The 15,329-nt window shown below is 38.5% G+C and carries 16 protein-coding genes; 10 read left to right on the top strand and 6 right to left on the bottom strand.

Features of this window, described 5'->3' with window-relative positions; genetic code table 11:
• The first annotated feature begins 10 nt into the window (after positions 1-10).
• The 9 genes from kdsC to npr all read left to right on the top strand — a co-directional run bounded on the left by kdsC (position 11) and on the right by npr (position 6,058).
• Positions 11-574 (top strand): 3-deoxy-manno-octulosonate-8-phosphatase KdsC, encoded by a 564-nt coding sequence (kdsC, locus tag H1X92_RS06615; protein ID WP_180559402.1) that lies wholly within the window; start codon positions 11-13, stop codon positions 572-574.
• Positions 575-590: 16 nt separating this feature from the next.
• Positions 591-1,181 carry an LPS export ABC transporter periplasmic protein LptC gene (gene lptC, locus H1X92_RS06610; RefSeq protein WP_180559401.1) on the top strand — a complete coding sequence of 197 codons (591 nt, stop codon included), beginning with the start codon at positions 591-593 and terminating at the stop codon, positions 1,179-1,181.
• A gap of 1 nt (position 1,182) precedes the next feature.
• A complete protein-coding gene (lptA, locus tag H1X92_RS06605; RefSeq protein WP_180559400.1) occupies positions 1,183-1,737 on the top strand; it encodes a lipopolysaccharide ABC transporter substrate-binding protein LptA in 555 nt (184 codons plus the stop codon).
• Positions 1,738-1,742: 5 nt separating this feature from the next.
• Complete coding sequence (gene lptB, locus H1X92_RS06600) at positions 1,743-2,468, top strand: LPS export ABC transporter ATP-binding protein (RefSeq protein WP_180559399.1); 726 nt, start codon at positions 1,743-1,745, stop codon at positions 2,466-2,468.
• Between the two features lie 62 nt (positions 2,469-2,530).
• The gene (gene rpoN, locus H1X92_RS06595; protein WP_180559398.1) at positions 2,531-3,970 is read left to right on the top strand and encodes an RNA polymerase factor sigma-54; all 1,440 of its coding nucleotides are present in this window, start codon (positions 2,531-2,533) and stop codon (positions 3,968-3,970) included.
• 22 nt (positions 3,971-3,992) lie between these two features.
• Complete coding sequence (gene hpf / locus H1X92_RS06590; RefSeq protein ID WP_180559397.1) at positions 3,993-4,280, top strand: ribosome hibernation promoting factor; 288 nt, start codon at positions 3,993-3,995, stop codon at positions 4,278-4,280.
• 119 nt (positions 4,281-4,399) lie between these two features.
• The gene (gene ptsN / locus H1X92_RS06585; protein ID WP_180559396.1) at positions 4,400-4,867 is read left to right on the top strand and encodes a PTS IIA-like nitrogen regulatory protein PtsN; all 468 of its coding nucleotides are present in this window, start codon (positions 4,400-4,402) and stop codon (positions 4,865-4,867) included.
• Positions 4,868-4,934: 67 nt separating this feature from the next.
• Complete coding sequence (gene rapZ / locus H1X92_RS06580) at positions 4,935-5,789, top strand: RNase adapter RapZ (RefSeq protein ID WP_180559395.1); 855 nt, start codon at positions 4,935-4,937, stop codon at positions 5,787-5,789.
• Entirely contained in the window at positions 5,786-6,058 is a 273-nt protein-coding gene (gene npr, locus H1X92_RS06575; RefSeq protein ID WP_180559394.1) for a PTS phosphocarrier protein NPr, read from the top strand. Before rapZ ends, npr begins: the two co-directional genes overlap by 4 nt.
• A 299-nt stretch (positions 6,059-6,357) precedes the next feature.
• Here the strand turns inward: npr and pmbA are convergent, their stop codons facing one another.
• Positions 6,358-7,698 carry a metalloprotease PmbA gene (gene pmbA / locus H1X92_RS06570; RefSeq protein ID WP_180559393.1) on the bottom strand — a complete coding sequence of 447 codons (1,341 nt, stop codon included), beginning with the start codon at positions 7,696-7,698 and terminating at the stop codon, positions 6,358-6,360.
• Positions 7,699-7,880: 182 nt separating this feature from the next.
• On the opposite strand from pmbA, the gene yjgA reads away from it, so the two are divergent.
• Complete coding sequence (yjgA, locus tag H1X92_RS06565; RefSeq protein ID WP_180559392.1) at positions 7,881-8,420, top strand: ribosome biogenesis factor YjgA; 540 nt, start codon at positions 7,881-7,883, stop codon at positions 8,418-8,420.
• Here yjgA and H1X92_RS06560 read toward each other — a convergent pair.
• Genes H1X92_RS06560 through yhdP form a run of 5 tightly spaced genes read right to left on the bottom strand, consistent with a single transcriptional unit; the run spans position 8,417 to position 15,319 of the window.
• Complete coding sequence (locus H1X92_RS06560; RefSeq protein WP_225506170.1) at positions 8,417-8,707, bottom strand: barstar family protein; 291 nt, start codon at positions 8,705-8,707, stop codon at positions 8,417-8,419. The two genes, yjgA and H1X92_RS06560, sit on opposite strands and share 4 nt — an antisense overlap.
• Positions 8,708-9,169 (bottom strand): ribonuclease domain-containing protein, encoded by a 462-nt coding sequence (locus H1X92_RS06555; RefSeq protein ID WP_180559391.1) that lies wholly within the window; start codon positions 9,167-9,169, stop codon positions 8,708-8,710.
• A 20-nt stretch (positions 9,170-9,189) separates the two neighbouring features.
• A complete protein-coding gene (gene tldD, locus H1X92_RS06550; RefSeq protein ID WP_180559390.1) occupies positions 9,190-10,635 on the bottom strand; it encodes a metalloprotease TldD in 1,446 nt (481 codons plus the stop codon).
• 15 nt (positions 10,636-10,650) lie between these two features.
• A complete protein-coding gene (locus H1X92_RS06545; protein ID WP_180559389.1) occupies positions 10,651-11,508 on the bottom strand; it encodes a carbon-nitrogen hydrolase family protein in 858 nt (285 codons plus the stop codon).
• Positions 11,498-15,319, bottom strand: a complete 3,822-nt coding sequence (gene yhdP, locus H1X92_RS06540; protein ID WP_180559388.1) for an AsmA2 domain-containing protein YhdP — start codon at positions 15,317-15,319, stop codon at positions 11,498-11,500. Before yhdP ends, H1X92_RS06545 begins: the two co-directional genes overlap by 11 nt.
• Between the last annotated feature and the right edge of the window lie 10 nt (positions 15,320-15,329).

The following is a 15,329-nucleotide window of genomic DNA, read 5'->3' as shown; positions in this document are numbered from 1 at the left end:
GAAATAATACATGAATGATCACAATAAAATAACAACTTGTTATGGCCCAGTAGAACAGCATATTGTTGAAAAAGCACGTCTGATAAAATTACTCATTTGCGATGTTGATGGTGTTATGACAGATGGCTTAGTTTATATGGGAAATAATGGTGAAGAGCTAAAAGCATTCAATGTAAAGGATGGTTACGGTATTCGTTGTTTACTAACCTCAGCGATTGAAGTTGCCATTATTACCGGGCGAAAAGCCAAATTATTGGAAAATCGTGCCAAAACGCTCGGTATCAATTATCTTTACCAAGGGCAAAGTGAAAAAAATTTAGCTTATAATGACCTGATGACCCGATTAAAACTCCAACCTCAACAAATTGCTTATATTGGTGATGATTTAATTGACTGGCCTGTCATGTCCCAGATAGGGCTTTCGGTTGCCGTAGCTGACGCGCATCCAATGTTGTTAAGTAAAGCGCATTATGTTACATATCAAGCAGGAGGCAAAGGTGCGGTACGTGAAATATGTGATCTTATCCTGCTTGCTCAAGACAAGATAGAAAATGCCCACGGTTTATCAATATAGGCAAAAATGAAACAACATGAGCAAATTTAAGTTTTGTCTTAACATTATATTAACACTGATTGTTTTAGCACTTATTGGCTGGAACTTAGCTGATTTTAATCAATCAAAAACGCCTGCTATGATTGATAACAGTCAACCAAATTATCAAACTGGCAATGCCGTTACCCATGTCTATGATCCAATGGGTAAATTGGCTTATAAGTTGATAACGGATGAGACACACCACTTTTCCAGCAATAAAATCACTTGGTTCATTAATCCAGTATTAACAACCTACGACCCAAAGAGTATCCCAACTTGGGCCATACGAGCCAATAAAGCTAAATTAACAAATGACAACATGCTCTATTTATATGGTAATGTTCAAGTAAATAGCTTAAATCCAACTTCAGATTTACAAAAAATTTTGACAGAAAATGCCATCGTTAACCTAATTACCCAGGATGTTTCATCCAATGATAAAGTCACGGTAATTGGTATCGGTTTACGATCAGTGGGTATGAAAATGCGCGGTAATATGCGAACCCATACCGCAGAGTTAATTGAAGATGTTAAGACCTATTACGAAATCCCAAATAAGCAGACCGCTCCCGAAGGAAACCACTAAAATGATATTGGCAAAAAAGATTTTCCTTAATATAGCACTTACTAGCTCAATATTTATATTAAGCTTGCCAGCAATGGCGCTGAAAAGTGACTCTCAACAACCCATTCAGATTGATTCAGTCAAACAGTCACTTGATTTAGAAAAGAATATTACTACATTTACAGAAAATGTTGTCATAAAACAAGGTTCTATAGATGTTCGAGCTGATAAAGTCGTTGTTACTCGTCCAAACGGCGATGCTAAAAAAATGGTTGTCGAAGCCTATGGTACGCCAGCGACCTTTTATCAATTACAAGATGATGGTAAACCAATCAAAGGCCACAGCGATAAAATGCGTTATGAAATGGAAAAAGAGCTGGTTATTTTAACGGGTAATGCTTATCTTGAACAACTAGATAGTAATATTAAAGGTGACAAAATTACCTATTTAGTCCCAACCCAACAAATGGAAGCGTTTAGCGATAAAGGGAAACGAGTAACAACCATATTGTTACCTTCCCAATTACAAGAAAAAGGCCCTGGTGTGAAAAACACAAATGATAGTAAGAGTAAATAATAAAAATGGCTAAATTAACTGCGAAACAGTTGGCAAAAACATACAAAAACCGTAAGGTTGTCGAAGATGTTAGCCTAGAAGTCAGTTCAGGTGAAATCGTTGGTTTACTAGGGCCAAACGGTGCAGGTAAAACGACAACCTTTTATATGGTAGTTGGTATCGTTCCTCGTGATATTGGAAAAATTACTATTGACGATGAAGATATCAGTTTGCTACCGCTGCATGAACGGGCTCGTAGAGGAATAGGCTATTTACCACAAGAAGCCTCAATATTTCGTCGGCTAAATGTTTACGATAATCTGATGGCAGTATTAGAAATTCGTAAAGATTTAACATCTGAAGAAAAACAACAACGCGCCGAAGAATTGATGGAAGAATTTAGTATTACTCATTTAAGAAATAATCTCGGTCAATCACTTTCTGGTGGGGAGCGCCGCCGAGTGGAAATAGCACGGGCATTGGCGGCTAATCCTAAATTTATTCTCTTAGATGAACCTTTTGCTGGTGTTGATCCGATTTCCGTATTAGATATAAAAAAAATAATCCAACACTTGAGAGATTATGGTTTAGGCGTGTTAATAACCGATCATAATGTCAGAGAAACATTAGATGTTTGTGAACGCGCTTATATTGTCAGTCAAGGTCATCTTATCGCTCATGGAACCCCTAAAGCGATTTTAGAAAATGAGCAAGTCAAACGCGTCTATTTGGGAGAAGGTTTCCGCCTCTAACCGTGACTCATTAAAGTTGTAAATTTTTTATTATGTTATTCCCAAGAGGTTAAGCCAATTTTATGAAACAGAGTTTGCAACTCCGACTCAGTCAGCAGTTGGCGATGACACCACAGCTACAACAAGCTATTCGTTTGTTGCAACTTTCAACATTAGAACTTCAACAAGAAATTCAGCAAGCACTTGAAACCAATCCTTTACTTGAACAAGATGACCTCTACCAAGAAATCGAAACATCAGATATTAATGATAACGAGCCAGCGGCACTAGATAGTTTTGAAGCAATTGAACAAAATGAGATGCCTAACGAATTGCCTTTAGATACTAACTGGGAAGAAATTTATATTTCAGATAGTCATTCAAAGCTAACCAATAATTTTAGCGACAATGATTTTACCCTCTACCAAGGGGAAACGTTACAAACATTGCAAGATTATTTATCCTGGCAAGCATCGTTAACCCCCTTTACTGAAATAGATGCAGCAATTGCTACCGCCATTATTGATGCTATCGACGATTCCGGCTATTTTAGCACCACTATTGAAGATATTTATACCGGTTTAGCGCTAAGCGATATTACCCTGGAAGAAGTAGAAATTGTATTAAAACGGATCCAACACTTTGATCCGATTGGCGTTGCAGCAAAAAATTTACAAGACTGCTTACTTATTCAGTTATCAGCGTTACCTAACGAGACTCCTTTTCTAAAAGAAGCTAAACTAATAATTAACGACCATTTAGAATTACTTGGCAATCGTGATTTTCGGCAACTTAGCCGGAAAACTAAATTAAAAGAAACGGCTTTGAAAGAAGTTATCGCTATGATCCAACGATTAGATCCTAAACCTGGACAAATCATTCAAACTAAAGAACCACAATATATTGTCCCAGACGCTCTAGTTCGTAAAATAGATAATGACTGGCAAGTAGCCCTTAATACTGAAAACATTCCACGCTTAAAAATCAATCAACATTATGCTTCTCTAGGCAAATACTCTAATAATGAAGAAGATAACCAATTCATCCGTAACAACTTACAAGAGGCGAAATGGTTAATAAAAAGTTTAGAAAGTCGTAATGAAACTTTATTAAAAGTTGCCCAATGTATTGTTGAAAATCAGCAAGAATTTTTTGAATATGGTGAAGAGCATATGAAACCTATGGTACTAGCGGATATTGCTTATCAGGTTGATATGCACGAATCGACGATTTCCCGTGTTACATCACAAAAATACCTTTATAGCCCAAGAGGTATTTTTGAACTGAAATACTTTTTTTCTAGCCATGTTAACACTGATACAGGAGGAGAAGCGTCTTCTATTGCTATACGCGCGCTAGTAAAAAAACTCATTGCGGCAGAGAACCCTGTAAAACCCTTGAGTGATAATAAATTAACGAGCATACTAGCAGAACAGGGTATTCAAATTGCTCGTCGTACAGTTGCTAAATATCGAGAGTCTCTATCCATTCCACCCTCTAATCAGCGTAAAAAACTGATTTGAATTAACTGAGAAGGAAGATACTATGGAATTTCAAATTACTGGACAAAATATTAAAATTACCGAAGCATTACGCCAAACCGTTGAAGAAAAATGTTCAAAATTCGAACAATACTTTGACCATATCAATGGTCTTCATGTAATTTTAAAAGTACAGAAATTTAATCAAATTGCTGAAGCAACGGCGAAAGTGAATGGAGCGGAACTCCATGCTTCTGCTCAAGAAGATGATATGTATGCTGCTATTGATGCCATGGTAGAAAAAATGGCACGCCAGCTTACTAAATATAAAGAAAAATTGAAACAACATTAATTTGTGTTATTAAACAACAAGGGCATATGACACTAAATATAGATTATTGATGCTAGTATCGTTCATACCAGATATTGATTATGGATATCTGGTATAATTGCCCAAAGTGAATAAATCCAATGAATAGTGAAAAAAAATTATCATTAAGCTCGGTATTAACACCATCATGTACACTAAATAATGTACATTGTACGAGTAAAAAACGAGCACTAGAGATTATCAGTGAAGTTGCTGCTATTGAACTAAATGTGCCTGAAAATATTGTTTTTGACTCTTTACTAACCCGTGAAAAAGTCGGCACAACCGGTATTGGTGGGGGTATTGCAATACCTCATGGCAAATTAAATGACAGTAATTCATCCGACGCAGTGGGTGTATTTCTTCATTTGGATGAACCTATTGCTTTTGATGCTATTGATAATCAGTCTGTTGATTTGCTGTTTGCATTATTAGTACCTTCAGAGCAATGTAAAACCCATTTACATACGCTCTCTTTAATTGCCAAACGGTTGGCTGACAAAAACTTATGTCGTCGTTTAAGGGCTGCGCAAAGTAATGAAGAACTCTATCAAATCATTACTGAATAACGGTTTTAAAAAATCTATGCCAAAAATAATGATTTTTTATTGTGAACAAACTTAAGGAGTATTACTCATGGTGCTGATGATAGTCAGTGGCCGCTCTGGTTCAGGTAAATCTGTTGCTCTACGAGCACTGGAGGATATGGGTTTTTATTGTGTTGATAATCTGCCCGTTATTTTACTACCAGAATTAGCCAATACACTGGCTGAACGACAAACTTCAGCTGCTGTGAGTATTGATGTTCGTAATATGCCTGCCGATCCGGCAATTTTCGAAAAAGCGTTAAAAAATCTACCGGCTAATTTTTCCCCGCAATTACTTTTTCTTGATGCAGATCGTAACACTCTGATCCGAAGATATAGCGATACACGCCGGCTACACCCACTCTCCAGCAAAAAGTTATCATTAGAAAATGCGATTGATGAGGAAAATGATTTATTAGAACCCTTGCGTTCACGAGCTGATTTAGTCATCGATACCTCTGAAATGTCAGTGCATGAACTGGCTGAAATGCTAAGAGCTCGTTTATTAGGTAAGCGAGAACGTGAATTGACTATGGTATTCGAATCCTTTGGCTTCAAACATGGTATTCCGATCGATGCAGATTATGTCTTTGATGTACGTTTTTTACCTAATCCACACTGGGATCCCAAATTACGTCCTATGACAGGTCTCGATCGTCCTGTTGCCGCCTTTCTTGACCGACATACAGAAGTGCATAATTTTATTTATCAAACACGTAGTTATCTTGAATTATGGTTACCCATGTTAGAATCGAACAATCGTAGCTATTTGACGATTGCTATCGGTTGTACCGGAGGTAAACACCGTTCAGTTTATGTTGCCGAACAATTGGCTGATTATTTTCGTTCAAGAGGAAAAAATGTTCAGTCGCGTCATCGAACGTTGGAAAAAAGAAAATCATGACCGTTTATCATCGCATTATTATAAAAAACCAGCAGGGTATGCATGCCAGGCCAGCAATAATGCTTTGTGAACTGATCCAACAGTTTGAATCTACGGTACTCTTGCGTAACTGCCATAATATTGAAGCTCAAGCAGATAGTGTCATAGCGATGTTGATGCTAGATTCAGAGCAAGGTAGTTATATCGATCTTGAAGTAACGGGTCCAGATGAAGAACAGGCATTGGCAGCAATTATTCAACTTTTTCAGCACAAACTTGAAGATGACTAATCAATTTTCTATCGAAATGTCATGATATCGACATTATTCGTCAGCAAAATCACCTTTCATTACTGTTAAGCTCTATCAGCTAACTCCATTTCTTAAAAAGCTAATATTAAAACGTTGAGGCAAATTGCAGCTAATGTCATTTTGCCACAACTTAAATGCTAGTGAGCTAACGGCAACAAAATAGCTGTCTCTATCGTGCGGCCAATGTTGGCTGTTGCGATAAGATGCACGTTACCTTAATCGGCTAGTTTTTGCCCATTTTCGCATTCTTCATTAGCAATTTATTAGCAATAATTGGTTTACTGCCCAGCTACATGCATTTCTGACAATAAAACCGAACCACATTGAATATTACTACGCGTTTCGATATCGTTGGCTATTGTTACAATATTAGCCCACATCTGTTTTAAATTACCGGCAATAGTAATTTCACTGACAGGATATTGTATTACTCCGTTTTCGACCCAAAATCCGGCCGCTCCTCGAGAATAATCCCCCGTTACCATACTCACTCCCTGCCCCATCAATTCAGTGACAACCAATCCTGTCCCCATTTCTTTTAATAAAGCAGCAAAATCTAATCCTTGGCCGGCAATATGCCAATTATGGATACCACCAGCATGACCAGTACTCTGCAAGCTAAGCTTACGTGCTGAATAAGTGGTCAATAACCAAGTTTGTAATATTCCTTGCTCAATAATATTACGTTGAGTGGTATTAACTCCTTCACTATCAAAAGGAGATGACGCAAGCCCCCCAATTTGATGAGGATTTTCTTGAATGGTTAACCAAGCAGGAAAAATTTGCTTACCCAGGCTGTCTAATAAAAAAGAGGATCTTCGATAAATACTGGTACCACTAATCGCACCAACCAGGTGAGCAAACAAACCAGTTGCGACCTCAGCAGCAAAAATGACCGGTGTTTTCATCGTTGATAATTTACGCGGCGAAAGCCGGGCTACAGTTCGGCGAGCGGCCTCCTGTCCAACCCATTGCGGTGATTGTAAATCCTCTAAGCGGCGGGCAATGGTATAAGCATAATCTCGCTCCATCCCATCATTCTCCTGCGCAATCACACAACTTGACATTGAATGGCGGCTGGAGCAATAGCTCTGTAACATTCCGTGAGTATTACCAAACACTCTGATACCATAATGACTATTAAAGCTTCCTCCTTCGGTATTTTTAATCCTCTTATCCGCATTTAAAGCAGATATTTCCGCTTCACTTGCCAATTTGATTGCCTTTTCGGTATCAATATCAAAGGGATAAAAGAGTTTTAAATCAGGCGATTGATAAGCCAAAAGTTCAGCGTCTGCTAAACCAGCAAAGGGGTCTTCTGAAGTATACTGGGCAATATCAATAGCGGCTTGCACCGTACGCTTAATGGCTTCCGGATGTAAGTTAGTCGATGACGCGCTGCCTTTACGTCGCTTATGATAAACCGTGATGCCGAGCGCACCATCACTATTAAACTCAATATTTTCAGTTTCACCAAAACGGGTACTTACACTGATACCTGTTGATTTATTAATAGCCACTTCAGCTGCATCACAATGGGCTGTAGCGTAAGATAATGCATATGCAACTGTTTCTTCTAATTGTTTACGTTGTAATAAAACCTGTTCAGTCAAACTCATTGATATCATCCAAATATAGAAAATAAAATCAACTCAACCAATACCTATCTGCAGCAGAAAATAAATCCTCTATAGCATTAAATCTATTTTCCCAGTTACAATAGAGATAAGATGTTAACATACCAGACGACAGATTATTCTAAAATAAAATAATTCTGCGTTTTACTAAGAGGAAAGCCGCGATGGCAAAACAGCCCAATAACTGGTTCGATGATAACGCCGATAATATCGATAAGGATGAAATCATCTGGGTCAGTAAAAGCGAAATCAAGCGTGATGCCGAAGCGCTAAAAAAGCTGGGAGCTGAACTGGTTGAACTTAGTAAACATGAACTAGAACGAATCCCCCTTGATGATGAACTACTAGCAGCCGTTGAATTAGCGCAAAAAATTAAGCGTGAAGGACGACGACGCCAGTTACAATTTATTGGTAAATTACTCAGAGCGCAAGATCCTCAACCTATTTATGATGCGTTGGATAAGCTGAAAAATCGGCACAATCAACAAATCGCTATATTACATAAGCTTGAGGCTTTACGTAATCAATTACTAGAAAATAGCGATAATGCGATTGAAGATGTAATAGGTTTATTTCCCTTAGCCGATCGTCAACAGCTACGTACATTAATTCGTAATTGCAAAAAAGAAAGAGAGACAAATAAACCGGCTAAAGCTTATCGCCAACTCTTTCAGTACCTAAAAACACTATCTGAAAGCGCCTAGACTGGATCAGACTGGGAGGCTCGGCAATGAAATATTAATTGCCCTCCCAATGTGTGTTCCGCTTCTCTAAAAACCGTTATTACTTCAGCAAATTTTGTTAACTGATGTTGATTTATATGAGAAAAAATAACCTCTACCGGTAAAGCAATTTCCCCAGTCAACACATCCCACAGGGCATCCAAATTTTGGCCAAACCATTTTGGCAATTCAAAAACCAATATCGCTTTTTGATAGAAATCAGCCAGATTGTCTATTTCACGAAAATCAAACTCAACACAATGCATCATTTAATTCACTCTTGAAAAGGTTTTATAATGATCTAAAGTTACATAAATCAATCCATCTGATGAGTAAAGCAGTCGATCACTACCTCGATGACCACAGTGATAATTGATATCAGCTTCATACCATTGGCGATCTGGCGCAAAAGGTAGTAATTTTTCTCGATTATTGTATCTATCGCCACCAATCGCTTTACCCGGCACAACCTGACATAAATTACCTTCTCTTGGGCTCCAGCCATTTTGTTGCGCTTTTCTTTTCGTAATATAAAAGTCAGGTAATCTATGATATTGCCGTAGATAATTAACCACATTTTGCTGTGCTGTTAACTGGTCAATATTGTGCACAGCTGTTGGCCTTTCCGCTTGGCCGATAACTTTTGCCTGCTGCAGACTATTCCATTTAAAGTAAACACCTGCCCCTATTAATATGGCTAATATTACCGAGATAACAATTTTTTTATTCATCCAATAATCCAAAAATTTTATTATGTTGTTCCACCAACCGTCATACTATCGAGCTTTAATGTTGGTTGGCCAACACCAACAGGAATACTTTGCCCTTCTTTGCCACAAACACCTATCCCACTATCAAGTTTGAGATCGTTGCCAACCATGGAAATCTGCTGCATTGCTTCTTTCCCCGCACCGATTAATGTTGCTCCTTTTATCGGCTGCGTGATCTTCCCTTTTTCGATCAAATAGGCTTCCGCAGTGGAAAACACAAATTTGCCTGAGGTAATATCAACTTGTCCACCAGCAAAATTAGGTGCATAAATTCCACGCTCTACACTGGCTATTATCTCTTCAGGAGTTGACTGTCCCGCTAACATATAGGTATTTGTCATCCGAGGCATCGGCAAATGCGCATAAGATTCACGGCGACCATTGCCAGTTGGCAAAACCCCCATCAAACGTGCATTCATTTTGTCTTGCATATAACCTTTTAAAATACCATTTTCAATCAAAACATTATATTGACCTGGCACCCCCTCATCATCAATGGCTAAAGATCCTCTACGCCCGACTAGCGTCGCATCATCAACTACGGTACAAAGTGGTGAAGCAACTTGTTGACCGATTTTGCCACTAAAGATGGATGTTCCACGACGATTAAAATCGCCTTCAAGACCATGGCCGACTGCCTCGTGTAGTAAGACACCTGGCCAGCCAGCACCTAGCACCACAGGCATTGTTCCTGCTGGCGCAGCAATTGCAGCAAGATTAACCAATGCTATGCGTACAGCCTCGCGGGCATAATATTCCGCCCGAGCCTCACCCTGAACTGTTTCAAGAAAATACTGGTAACCATAACGACCACCGCCGCCACTAGCCGCACGCTCACGCTTGCCATCATGTTCGACTAGCACACTGACAGATAAACGTACTAGTGGGCGAATATCAGCCGCCAAAGTGCCATCTGTTGCAACGATAAGAATATGTTCATAAACGGCAGATAGCGTTACATCAACCTCTTGCACGCGAGGATCTTCGGCTCTAGCAATTTGATCAACACGCCGCAGCAAGGCTATTTTCTCTTCAGGACTCATTGTTTGCAGAGGATCAATCGCAGAGTATAAATGTTTAAAATCGACCTGATTAATTAGAGATACTTTGCCTTGTCCACCTTGATTTACAATGCTTCGTGCTGCATTAGCGCTTTGCTGTAATGCCTGTAAAGTGATCTGATCAGCATAAGCAAACCCGGTTTTATCATCACGAATAGCGCGAATACCTACACCCTGATCAATATTGTAGGATCCTCTTTTTATAATACCGTCTTCCAATCCCCATGCTTCATGACAACTCGACTGAAAATAGAGATCGGCATAATCTAAATGTCGCTCTGCAAGTGATGCTAAAATATCTTGCAAATGTTGATGATTAAGATCGTTTGATGTTAGCAAATATTCACTAACAGAGGTTAAACTCATATTTATTTACTCTTTCTATTTCGTTTCATGTTCAATCAATGGCATCAAACTGGTACAGAAGCGATTATGTTTTACGACTTTCATCTGCTCACGGACACCGATTAGCCTTTCTCTCGCTTTATCAATATTAAGGGTTAATGCACTCACTGCATCTGCATTTTCTTGCACAATATTACCCCAGCTATCAACCACCATTGAGTGACCCCAAGTACGACGTTGACCATGTACACCTATTTGTGCAGGCGCTAAAATAATACATTGATTTTCAATTGCACGGGCTTTTAAAAGTGTCTCCCAGTGTGCTTCACCAGTTAAACGAGTAAAAGCAGCGGGCACAGCAATAAGATCCGCCCCTTGCTTTCTTAATGCCTGAAATAGGCTGGGAAAACGTAAATCATAACAAATCGTCAGTCCTAAACGGCCAACCGGCGTATCAACGACTGTAATATGTTCACCTCGTTGATAAATTGAAGATTCATTATAAATACCCTGTTCATCATCAATAATATTCACATCAAACATGTGAATTTTGTCATAACGAGCGCGAATTTCACCATTTTCATCAAATAACAGACTACTACTCGTTATAAGTTCAGGATCTTCTCGACTAATTAGTGGCATAGAGCCTACCAATATCCATACTTGATATTGGCGAGCCATTTCAGCAATTGCGCTTTGTAAAGGACCTTTACCCTGTAATTCAGCAAAATTACGGTAACTGATATTATCACTAAACAACAGTGCATTTTCCGGTGTTAAAACCACTTTTACACTATTCGGCAATTGTTTAATCTGTTGCTCTATCTGCGCAAGGTTATGTTTAGTATTTTTACCACTACACAATTGTAATAGTGCAATATTGTCACTTGTCATCCTGTTGATTCTCCTTCAATTGACGCAAAGTTTCATCAATTTTTGGTTGTTCCAGACTACCGGTAATTCGATAACGAATAACCGATATTTTACTCCATAATGGCCCCAATACTCTAGTGGCGGCAAACACAGCTGCACCTGCTAGTGGATTAACCGCAAACGCCGTCGCAACACCTACCGTGGCTGAAATTTCAGGGGTAATGATAGCTTCTAAATTCATATCACGACGGACTAAATTAATTTTGCCATGTATTGCAATATCAGCCATTAAACCATCAATAGAAAAATCATCGGTATTTAAGATGCCATTTTTTATATTGGCTCTGCCACGAATGGAATCGAACGCAAAGTCATTACTAAAAGTATCACTAAAATCCAGTTGCAATTTACGCAGCAGTGCGTCGAAACTAACAAAACGTAACAACTGACCTGCACCACCACCACCCATCTGAGCAATTGCTCCCTTAGTCAAATTAAAACTCAGATTACCATTCAAACTATTAACATCCAGTTGCCATGGCACTGTTGCCCAATTTAAATCAAAATCAATTTTAAAGGGTGCCTGTTTAATAGGCACTTGTATGCCGTAATAAGCAGCCAGATCATCAAATCGGTTACCTTTTAATATCCCTCTTATGCTGGTACTGTTCTGTTGATCTGCATACCATATACCAGAGATTTTCAAATTAGTGGCACTATTTATTAACGATCCCTCTTTTAAAATAAGTGTTTGTCTATTCCGGATAATTTGCGCTTTAAGCTCACCAAGTTTATAGCCGGCAACCCAGCATTCCGAGCAATAAATATCCATATTGGGCCAAGCAGAAATATCATATCTTTGCGCAATGTTATTTGTTGCCACGTCATCTTGCTGTTGGGATGAAATTTCTGGATTGAAATAAAGATAGTTGATCCTAGCTTGCCAGTTACCTTGCTTCGGAATAGTTAAGCTTCCCTTTAACATATCACTCTGTGCAACAATTTTCGTCAATTCCGCCGTTTTATTAATGGTAAATACCATATTATCCCATTGCTGTTTAGCAAAAGTGATCTTTGGTAAGTTAACAATAGCAATATCCGGTAGCACAAATGATTTACCATAATTTTGTGGCGCTAAGTTTAGTGAAGAAAATAAAGCCAACCATGAAAACCATTTTGGATCACTAATTTCAGGTAAATTGATCATAATTAACGAGCTGTTCGGCAGAACAACCCGTTTGGGTATGTAAGGCTGAATAGCACCTTTTAGTAAACGGACTTGCTTGTCAGTAAATTGCCATTCAGTATTAAAGCTAATTTGCTGACCAACATCGCCATAAATTTGCAATTGCCGGGTATTACCACTAGCACGAATTTGCATATCAGCTAATTGCCTTAGTTGCTGAGAATCCAGACCAGGAAGTTGGCTGCCAAGCTGGCCTAATTTACTATTAAGAGCAATGGATAAGGTAGGATTTTGCTTTAACTGATTGGGCAATTGAATATTAACCTGTCCTTGCCAGGCTGTGCTACCCGCCAAGTAACGTGTAATCGATTTAGGCAAAATAGCTATTTTTTTAGCTTGCCAATTACCGTCAACATTAACAATAATCTGGTAATTCTGTCGCTGATCGGTGGTATTAAATGTTAAATTTATTGGTTGACCAAACCATTGAGCTTGCAATTTTTCACTTTTCAAATCACCATTAAGAAAATAAAAACGTCCTGTTAATTGTTTCAACTGACTATCAATAGCTGTGATATCGACATCATTATTATTAAGATCAACTTGACCACTGGCAATCACACTGCCACTATTCTCCTCCAACGGAATATTAAGCACCAATTTACCATTAATATTACCGCCTATTTTCACTGCATCTAATGCCTTACCAATCGAACCCTCCATTGGGCTGTGGTTAAAATAATTACGGATCGCTTTTCCATCGCCGCTAACATTTGATTTTATTGATAATTTCGACTGACTATAATCAGCAATACTTGCGCTAAGATCCAACGCTGTAGCATCCCCTAATTTCACACTAGGCGCCGACATCCAAAGTCCATTACGTTCAAAATTAAGATCGATATCTAAATCAAAAATTGTCGGCCAATCAGGTTGATATTTAAAAGTTGCGTTTCGTAGTGGCACAAAAACTTGAAATTGCCCGTTATTCTTTTTAAAAGGAAAATCAGCCGGATCACCATGAAAAATCATAGTGGCAGCGTCAACATGGCCGGCAATAATTGCTTTTGTTAGATAATCAGTTAAATCTTTGCCCATTAAGGTTGCGGGAAAATAACGCCATGCTTCACCCGCATCGGTCAATTGCGCGCCAAGCAAAATACTTAATATCGGTGGCTGATCTTTTATTGCTAGATAACGAAAATCACCGGTTGTCGATAGTGATTTTGCTTGCAACTGCAAATTCTCACTCCAAATCTGGCGTGAATTGTCTTCTTCTGACCAAGAAATTGTTCCCTGTCCGGTAGAAATTTCTAATGGTGCTTTAAACATCGGCGCATATTCAATAAAACTGTTATTTAAGTTAAATGAAAATACCCCTCCTTGCTGACTCCCGCGTAATGAACCACTAAAATGGCTAACTGAAGGCAAATCTTTCCAACGTATCCAGCTAATATCTTGCCAAGTTACATCAATTAACGCCTTTTCTGGCTTATCAGGAGTAATATCCAATGCAAGTGCGATGAGTTGACCTTTTGGCTGACGTTTTTGCCAATCACTGATAAATTCAGGCGTGAAAAAAGAGAAAATAGGCAAAATAGATCTTAATCGTTCTAATTGAATATTATTAACCCGTATACGCCAAAGATTTTCATCTGCTGTTGATTGGGGTAAATAGAGTAGAGAAATTTGGCCTTCAAGCCATTGTTGTTGATCGGTTTTTAATTGTTGTAACTGTGGAATATTAAATAACCAACCATTTTCTTGGCGATGCAGGGTCAGCAATAAATCATCAACAGTCAACTGATGCTCTTGTTCATCAACCTGCCAATTTGCCTGTCCCTGATGTAGCTGTAGTTGCCCCCCTTCGATACGGCTATCTTTGATCGTAATCCAGCTAGAAAGACTAAACACTGCATTCTGTAATCCAGTACTATCCCGTAACCAACGACTTAACCAAGGGCGCAAATTAACATTATCTGCCTGTAAGTAAACCGTTCCTTCATTAATGACACCATTTTTATTACGAAGGTTGAGTTTAATTTGAATGGCATCCTGATCTTGCTGCTGTTGCACACTATCAAGATTGACAAATCCTTGTGCTCGATGATATTCATTTTGATTTAACCAGGTTAGCTCCGGGATCTTTAATGTTCTTTTTTCTGCTGATGGCGTTAAAAAAGTGATTCGACTTTCTTTTAGCGTAAAATAATCAAATTGCTTTAAAAACAGTTCATCTAAGGCATCTAAATCAAAATGACTAAAATCACCTTCACTGACAAATTCTAGTGGTTTATAACAATCTGCATTTAATTGATAGAAAATAATATCGCGAAAACGTAGATGTAAAGAAAATAGTGAACGCCATATATCAAATGAAAACTTTACTTTCTTTACCTTGATATTTACTTTCTCAGTGGTGACACTGACATCAGAAATCGTTAATACCGGCCCAAAAGAGACCCATTCACCTTCAATATGACCTATTTTAAACGGTATTCCCGTTAGCGTTTGAATTTGTCCTTCAAGTTGATTTCGATATTCATTAATTTGAGGAAGAAAAAGACGCAATCCAATAATGGCTAACGCCATAATAAGTACTATTACTGTGCTTATGGCTACCAATACCTTAGGTAGTCGCTTCACCCATCTCTCC

The organism is Arsenophonus endosymbiont of Apis mellifera (assembly GCF_903968575.1).
GTDB lineage: Bacteria > Pseudomonadota > Gammaproteobacteria > Enterobacterales > Enterobacteriaceae > Arsenophonus > Arsenophonus apicola.
Note: the sequence above shows the minus strand (reverse complement) of the source record. Positions and strands in the feature narration are given on the sequence as shown.

Coding starts and splice junctions, on each gene's coding strand:
- H1X92_RS06555 (WP_180559391.1), bottom strand. CDS start 9,169: ATGAATAAAAAAATTGTTATCTCGGTAATATTAGCCATATTAATAGGG.
- lptA (WP_180559400.1), top strand. CDS start 1,183: ATGATATTGGCAAAAAAGATTTTCCTTAATATAGCACTTACTAGCTCA.
- lptB (WP_180559399.1), top strand. CDS start 1,743: ATGGCTAAATTAACTGCGAAACAGTTGGCAAAAACATACAAAAACCGT.
- kdsC (WP_180559402.1), top strand. CDS start 11: ATGAATGATCACAATAAAATAACAACTTGTTATGGCCCAGTAGAACAG.
- tldD (WP_180559390.1), bottom strand. CDS start 10,635: ATGAGTTTAACCTCTGTTAGTGAATATTTGCTAACATCAAACGATCTT.
- H1X92_RS06545 (WP_180559389.1), bottom strand. CDS start 11,508: ATGACAAGTGACAATATTGCACTATTACAATTGTGTAGTGGTAAAAAT.
- rapZ (WP_180559395.1), top strand. CDS start 4,935: ATGGTGCTGATGATAGTCAGTGGCCGCTCTGGTTCAGGTAAATCTGTT.
- npr (WP_180559394.1), top strand. CDS start 5,786: ATGACCGTTTATCATCGCATTATTATAAAAAACCAGCAGGGTATGCAT.
- yjgA (WP_180559392.1), top strand. CDS start 7,881: ATGGCAAAACAGCCCAATAACTGGTTCGATGATAACGCCGATAATATC.
- rpoN (WP_180559398.1), top strand. CDS start 2,531: ATGAAACAGAGTTTGCAACTCCGACTCAGTCAGCAGTTGGCGATGACA.
- hpf (WP_180559397.1), top strand. CDS start 3,993: ATGGAATTTCAAATTACTGGACAAAATATTAAAATTACCGAAGCATTA.
- H1X92_RS06560 (WP_225506170.1), bottom strand. CDS start 8,707: ATGATGCATTGTGTTGAGTTTGATTTTCGTGAAATAGACAATCTGGCT.
- lptC (WP_180559401.1), top strand. CDS start 591: ATGAGCAAATTTAAGTTTTGTCTTAACATTATATTAACACTGATTGTT.
- ptsN (WP_180559396.1), top strand. CDS start 4,400: ATGAATAGTGAAAAAAAATTATCATTAAGCTCGGTATTAACACCATCA.
- pmbA (WP_180559393.1), bottom strand. CDS start 7,698: ATGAGTTTGACTGAACAGGTTTTATTACAACGTAAACAATTAGAAGAA.